Source organism: Paraburkholderia lebeckiae (genome assembly GCF_050436225.1).
Classification (GTDB): domain Bacteria; phylum Pseudomonadota; class Gammaproteobacteria; order Burkholderiales; family Burkholderiaceae; genus Paraburkholderia; species Paraburkholderia tuberum.
This window is the reverse complement of sequence record NZ_JBNDLU010000004.1, coordinates 43,539-50,353: the sequence shown is the minus strand read 5'-3', so window position 1 is coordinate 50,353 and position 6,815 is coordinate 43,539. Positions and strand designations below refer to the sequence as shown.

General features: G+C 60.7%; 4 protein-coding genes and 1 pseudogene. 2 read left to right on the top strand and 3 right to left on the bottom strand.

Annotated elements, in window-relative coordinates:
- Positions 1–253: 253 nt before the first annotated feature.
- On the top strand, positions 254–1,267 hold the full coding sequence (locus tag OKW45_RS39615) for a helix-turn-helix domain-containing protein (protein WP_429474095.1): 1,014 nt from the start codon (positions 254–256) through the stop codon (positions 1,265–1,267).
- A gap of 58 nt (positions 1,268–1,325) precedes the next feature.
- Here OKW45_RS39615 and OKW45_RS39610 read toward each other — a convergent pair whose 3' ends face one another.
- Complete coding sequence (locus OKW45_RS39610) at positions 1,326–2,648, bottom strand: MFS transporter (protein WP_429474093.1); 1,323 nt, start codon at positions 2,646–2,648, stop codon at positions 1,326–1,328.
- Between the two features lie 728 nt (positions 2,649–3,376).
- On the opposite strand from OKW45_RS39610, the gene OKW45_RS39605 reads away from it, so the two are divergent.
- Complete coding sequence (locus OKW45_RS39605) at positions 3,377–4,105, top strand: Crp/Fnr family transcriptional regulator (protein WP_429474092.1); 729 nt, start codon at positions 3,377–3,379, stop codon at positions 4,103–4,105.
- Positions 4,106–4,712: 607 nt separating this feature from the next.
- Here OKW45_RS39605 and OKW45_RS39600 read toward each other — a convergent pair.
- Both OKW45_RS39600 and OKW45_RS39595 read right to left on the bottom strand, forming a co-directional pair.
- A pseudogene (locus OKW45_RS39600) lies at positions 4,713–5,534 on the bottom strand (IS110 family RNA-guided transposase); the annotation flags it as partial.
- Between the two features lie 320 nt (positions 5,535–5,854).
- Positions 5,855–6,811 (bottom strand): tyrosine-type recombinase/integrase, encoded by a 957-nt coding sequence (locus OKW45_RS39595; RefSeq protein WP_429474091.1) that lies wholly within the window; start codon positions 6,809–6,811, stop codon positions 5,855–5,857.
- Positions 6,812–6,815 lie beyond the last annotated feature (4 nt).

Below are 6,815 nucleotides of genomic sequence, written 5' to 3'. Positions count from 1 at the left end.
GGCAGCCGCTCCGGATGCGTTCATTGTCCATATCCCATCCCAGCTGGTGACGGACGTGCAGGCCACCGTGCCGCGCGCGCTGCTCCCCGAGTTCATCGCCGACGTGATCCGCCAGCGCTCGCCGGGGATCGGGCGGATCCGCAACCTGCGGGTGCTGTAGGCGTCCGCGCGATGTGCGGGTCGAATGTCCGCTGATCGACCCGCATCGGACCGATCCTGGCGGTCCACAGCCTTAGTTCGTGAAGGACCTTGTATGAATTTGCCCGCTAGCCTATCCCCTGCAAACATTGCGCTAGAAAATCGCATCGTCCGCAGTCATTTCAGTACGCAAGCCGAAGTGCAGCAGCTACCGTTGCTCGCCTGGCGGGATCGGGTGGGACATGTCATTGATGTGGTGCTGCCCCCGCTCTCTGAGCTCGGAAAACCTTTCCAGGCGTCAATCGATCGCTACCAGGTCGGCGCGGTCATGTTTACCGATTGCCGCTCGGACATGCTGGTGCTCGAGCGCACAATGGCCCGGATTTCGAGGGATAAGCTTCGCGACTTCAGTTTCCTCGTGTTTCTGGAGGGTAATGTCGAGAACGTTTCAGTGCGCGTGTCGGGGCGCGGGGGGGCGCCTTCCCTTGGAAGTATCCTTGCGATAGATATGAGTCAGCCCATTCGCATGAAGCGCAATGCATGCAGGGTGATCAATTTCTTTGTGCCCGGCGAGCTGGTGCAAGAGGTATTTCCCGATCCCGGAGCCATCCACGGCCGTACGATCCATGGTACGACGCCGCTCACGCGGCTCATCATCCAGCACGTTGCGACGCTTGCTCAGAGCATTGGGTGCATGAGCGCTGACGAGGCGGATGGCGCCATACGCGCAGCGGCCCAACTCCTTGTCGCAGCGTTCGGCAAACAGGCCCGGCTGAGCGGCAATGCGAGGTCGGCAGCCCGCGCCGCCATGTTTGGCCAGGTACGGCGCTATATCCAGTCGAACCTGTATGAAGCAGACCTCTCTCCCGAGCGCGTTCTCGACGCGTTGCAGCTTCCCCGCAGGACTCTGTATCGCCTGTTCGAACATGAAGGCGGTCTCGGGAGCTATATCCGTCATCTCAGACTGCGCCGTGCAGCCGATGATCTGGCATGCAACCCGAACATGACGGTGACGAATATCGCCTACGGACTTGGTTTTAAAAGCGCTTCGGACTTCACGCGCGCCTTCCGGCGAGCCTACGAAATGGCCCCGCAGGATTTCCGGGCTTTGGTCGGTACGGTGGCTTAGGCGCGCCGATTTTCTGTCGCCGACGCGAAGGTCGGCGACAGAAAGTGTGGGTACCAGTTCAGATTTCGAAATGCTGTTCCTTGAACAGCATCAGTGCACAAAAACTCACCGCGCATGCCGGGGCGACATACCAGGCTACAGACATTGGATCGCCGGTCCATTTGATCAGACCTGTCACGATGAATTGCGCGGTACCGCCGAACAGGGCGACCTGGAGCGCATGCGACACGGCCATGCCGCTGGCGCGCACCCGCGCAGGAAGGGCTTCGAGCACAAGCAGGGCGACCGCGCCGGCGCCAAACGCCACCATTGTGCTAATGAGCCCGACGCCGCACAGGACAGGCAGCGCGCTGGTCGCACGGGTAATCATCAGAAAGACGGGATAGACCAGAAGGGTCGTGCATCCGCAGGCGACGAGGGCCAATGGTTTGCGGCGACGCAAACTGTCTATCAGACGGCCCGCCAGCGGTGGAATGACGACCAGCAGCAGCGCGGACAACGCGGAAGCCCGAAATCCGGTTGCGGCGGGCATGTGCATCACGCGAGTCGCATAGCTCGGCATGAAGTAGACGATCGCGTAGACCGGTATGCTTTGCCCCATCATCATCAGAATTGCCAGCAGGATCGTCGTCCCATGTTCGCGACGCAGTTCGGTGAGCGGAGGGCCGGCATGGGTGGCGGCGTTGTTGAGAATCGGATCATCGCGAAGCCGGTGGCGAACGTAGAGGCCGACTGGGGCGATCAGAAGACCGATCGCGAATGGGATTCGCCAGCCCCACGAAGCAACAGCAGACGGTGATACCGTGCTGGTGATTAGCAGGCCCAAGCTTGCGCCCAGCAACGCGGCCGTCCCCTGGCTGACGAGTTGCCAACTGACCAGATAGCCGCGGCGTGACACCGGTCCCGCCTCGAGCACGAAGGTCGCGGCGACTCCGATGTCGCCACCAAGGGCGAAGCCCTGCAACGATCGAGCGGCGATGACAATGAGCGGCGCAATCACGCCTATGCTGGCGTACGACGGGCACAGGCCGAGCGCGGCGGTTCCCAGAGCCATCATCCAGCTGGTCCTCGTCATCGCGGCGCGGCGTCCCACGCGGTCCGCGTAGGTGCCGATCATCATCGCGCCAACAGGCCGCATGAAAAAACCGACGCCGAATGTGCCGACGGCCCACAGTAATGAAGTCATCGGATCGTTCGCCGGGAAGAACCGATCGCCGATCACCACCGCGAAAAATCCGAAAACGGTGAAATCGAACATTTCGAGGCCAGTGACAAGCGATGCTGCTACAACGGTTTTGAGAAGCTCGCGGCGATTTTTCTGGTTTCCGGCCGGCTGGGCGCATGCCGCGTCCAGGGGCGTGCACATTTGTTGTTTGGTCATCAACTAAGACGCGTGAGCTTCGGGTTGAACGCGCAATCCTTGCTGCGCGACGCATCGCAAAATACCACGCGCGCCCGATCGTTGCTCGCCTGCGCAAGCGCACTTTTCATTGCGATCTGCGGCCGGTGAGCATGCGACAGGCGCTGTAATGCCCAATGCGGACATTCGCCAACGTTTGCGTCGTGAAAAACAAGCCTTCGTAGAGAGTGGAAACCGCTAATTCGCGCAACACCGAAGTCGATGGCATGGACTGGTTTCGAGAGGAGGTTGTTGCGGCAGATTGCCGAGCGGGCGGTCGAAACGTAGTTGGCGATTGGCTCATGTTGGCCCTGAAACGGACCTTCGGAGATCTCGGCCGACCGGCGGCATGGGAGCGCGACGGCGACATTCGGAGAAACTAGCTGATGGCAGGAATGGAATATAGCTGGAAAGCGCGATTAGCGTGAAATATCTCGAAAACTGGCACGCACGGTAAAGCACACCAAGCGGAAATCGGTAAAACTTGCGGTGCGTTAACGCAAACGAGCCGCGAAGATTAAGCGGCCATACTCAAGAAGCGCGAGGAATTTCCAGCATGAAGAAGCCGACGAGTCATCGTCCCAGACTTAGGCCTGAGGCGTTCGATCTTCCAGGGGTTTGAGGATGCCCGACAATCAGTCAATCCTGTCGCCTTGGTCGGATCGCCTGATATTGCGTCCCTCCTCGCAGCTGGGGGCACGCAGAATCATATGACGTACAGCGACGCCGGGATCGTCCCATCAAGTTGGATTGACCCTGATAATTTGCGCGGCCACAGTCTATGGGCGGAGTTAGAAAGGCAGACCCTTCTGAAAACATGCTGTCAGCAGGTGATTCGCGCGACCGCCGACGCGGCCCGCGTCTCTGACGTCGAGAGTGGCGATTATGTCTGCCTGCAGGGCGACGCCGACTCGCCTCTCATACTGGTTTTATCTGGCCAGCTCAGAAAGTGCTTTGCGTCGGAAGAAGGGGATGAGATCGGGATACGGACTGTCGCGGCTGGCGAGTCAATTGGCGAGGCAGCAATAGTCGGAGATGTGCCCATTCCCGCGAATATCATCGCCAGCCGGAAAAGCACCATTGCCATGCTGAGCCGTGTTCGGGCGCGCCAGTTGTTCGCTGATTCCGAGGTGTCGCGCGCGCTGACCCGCTCCCTGGCCGCGCAGGTTACACGCTTTGCGCACCGTTACGCCCAACAGGGGCTGCCGCGAGCGGCGGCGCGGATCTCTGCCGTGATCGTCTCGGAGATCAGTAGCGCGGATCTCCTTTCGGCGGTTGAACTCCCGAATCATGCAACGATTGCGGCGATGGCTAATGTCAGCCGTGAAACTGTTTCGCGCGTACTGGCCTCACTCGAGCGCCGGGGTGTCATCGTGAAACAGGGACGGCGGATTTCCATCCAGGATCGTGCGGCGCTGCGGACAATCGCTATGGGGTAGTTTTAGCATGCCTGAATTTGCTGGCCGACCAGCGCGTCGCGCGCGCTTGGTCGCACGAGAAGAAAGGTCTATTTCGTGCGGGTCGGTGCGCTGTGGAGCGTCGACGGTGAAGTCGAGCTAGACAAGATATTCTCGCCGCCCAGTGCGGGAGTAATGCGCCCACAAGGCTTCCCCTACGTGCTGCGCGCGGCCTAAAGCGTTTCATCCGTCGGGTCGCCCAATTTGAATGACGCTGTGGCCCGATGACCGGCCGTTCGGGGGGCGCCTCGCGATTGTCTCTTCATGGCCCAGGATTGCGGTAGGGATGCCCATTACTGAGCACCCCCGCACATACATGGACGCCCCCGGTTTGCCAAGCTTTCAATCTGTGACGGCTCAAAGGTAGAGATTGCACTCATACATCCGGACTTTCGGTGCGGCGTTGCCGCTGTCCCTGATGGAATCCGCTGGCCAGGTTCTCAATAGATCCGTGTGCTCGAGGCACGCTGTGCGGGTCAGATTTTCTTGGCCACGGTCTTACCAGTTTTGCCATCAATTCATGATCACCTGAGCAATCGATAGAGCTGGTCCGCTACGGGGTTACGGTGGATTTTTCAAGCCGCTCTGACTACGCGACTGCGATAACCGTCGCGTAGTCAGAGCGGAACTCGCGGTCACTGGACAGCAACGCCCAGATAATTCGGGCGTTCTTGTTAGCCAGGGCAACGGCCGCCACATTGGCGTTACGCCGCTTAAGCAGCCGACTCAGCCAGCCGTCGTCGGGAGTCTCCTTTCGCTGCGCCGCGTAGATCACCGAGCGTGCGCCCTGGATCAGTAGCGTTCGAAGATATGAATCCCCTCGCTTACTCATCCCCAATAGCACCGTCTTGCCGCCAGTGGAGTTTTGCTTGGGCACTAACCCGATCCAGGCACTTACCTGTCGGCCATTTTTGAAACTCTTGGCGTCGCCAATAGAAGCCACCATCGCACTGGCCGTGATCGGCCCTATGCCGGGAACCCTGGCCAGCTTGCGGCTGCCATCGTTCGTGCGATGCCAGATGATAATTTGATTCTCGATCTCATGGACCTGACGATCAAGCTCCTTCAATTGCTCCAGTAGGCGCTGCACAAGCAGACGGAACGAACCCGGCAACTCATTGCTCGCATCCTCAATAAGCTCCAGTACGCGCTTGGCGATGTGGGCGATGCCCTGCGGAATTACAAGCCCGAATTCCGCCAGCAGTCCGCGGATCTGGTTGGCTTGCGCCGTCCGCGCCTTTACAAATCCTTGACGGACGCGATGCAACGCCAGCACGGCCTGTTGCTCGATGTTCTTGATCGGCACGAAACGCATGTTTGGTCGGCCAACCGCTTCGCAGATGGCTTCAGCATCAGTCACATCGTTTTTGTTCGTTTTCACGTAGGGTTTGACGAATTGTGGTGCCATTACCCCTGCCGACGCTTCGCGGACATCCTCACGGACGCCTGCGCATGGCCCGGGGCCGATGTGGTTCGCTATCCCTTCATCGCAGTGGACTTGCACCACTTACTCCTTGCCGGTCTCCCGGCGCACCTGTGTCAAAACGCACGCCGCTTCGACTCAGCGCAAAAAACGGCTTGTCAGAACGCCCTATATCGGCCTCGCGGCACCTCGGAAGGGGTAAAGCAACCCACCAAAACCTAGTGATTTTGAGTTTTGACACGGCCTCGGCCGGTGGAGACAATCAATTTACTATGGACAGCGAAGCGAGTCGAAAGAGCTACCGTGTCTTACACGCGGATCCGCTCGACCTCGTCGAGGCTGATCTCGTCGCGGCGTCGGTCATAGAGCTGCGTGGTGCGCGTGGACGAGTGGTTGGCCATCGCCGCGGCGTTCTCGAGCGTACCGCCGTTCTTCAGATAGGCAGTGATGCCGGTCGCGCGGAACGTGTGATTGCCGATCGCCGTGCCGATGCCTGCGGCCAGCGCGCGGCGCCGCACCATCGCATACGCATTGGCCTGGGGTAGGGCGGTGGTGCTGAGGTGCCCGGTGCCGCGCGCAATCGTGCGGAACAGCGGCCCTTTCGGATCACCGCCAACACCGGTCCCGTCCAGATACGCGTGCAGATACGCTTCCAGCGTGTGATGACACGGCATGGCGTGCGCCTTGCCACCTTTTTCACGCAGACGCACCCACAGGCGCCGCTGCTGCACATAGACATCGTCGACCCGCATCGCCAGCGCGGCGCCCACCCGTGCGAACGAAAACACCATCAGCGCGATCAGCGCCCGGTCGCGCAGGCCAATCGGGGTCGTCACATCGATGCTGTCCAGCAGCTGGCGCGCCTCGGCCGCATCGAGCACCGGCGTTTTCCCTTTTTTCGTGGTGTGGCTGGGACCTCGCACTGATGAGGCCGGGTTGTGCGGCACGATCTGGCCGGTCACGAGCCAGTCGAACAGGTGCCGGATCGCCGCGAGCCGCAGCTTGACCGTCGGCGCCGAGAGCGTCTGCGTCTGCCGTTCGATCCACGCCGCGACATGCAGCGGCTGCACCTCAGTAATTGACGCTACACCGGCAGCGGCGCACCAGTCCAGAAACTCGCTGGCCGCGCGCGCGTACGCGCGGCGCGTGTGCGGATTGCGGATCGCCGACGCAAAGAACTCCATGAAACGGACGCCGGCGCGCCCGCCGGCCGCTACCATGAGCGCTGGCGTGGTGATGCCATTGAGCGTGACGAGCGGGTTCATGATC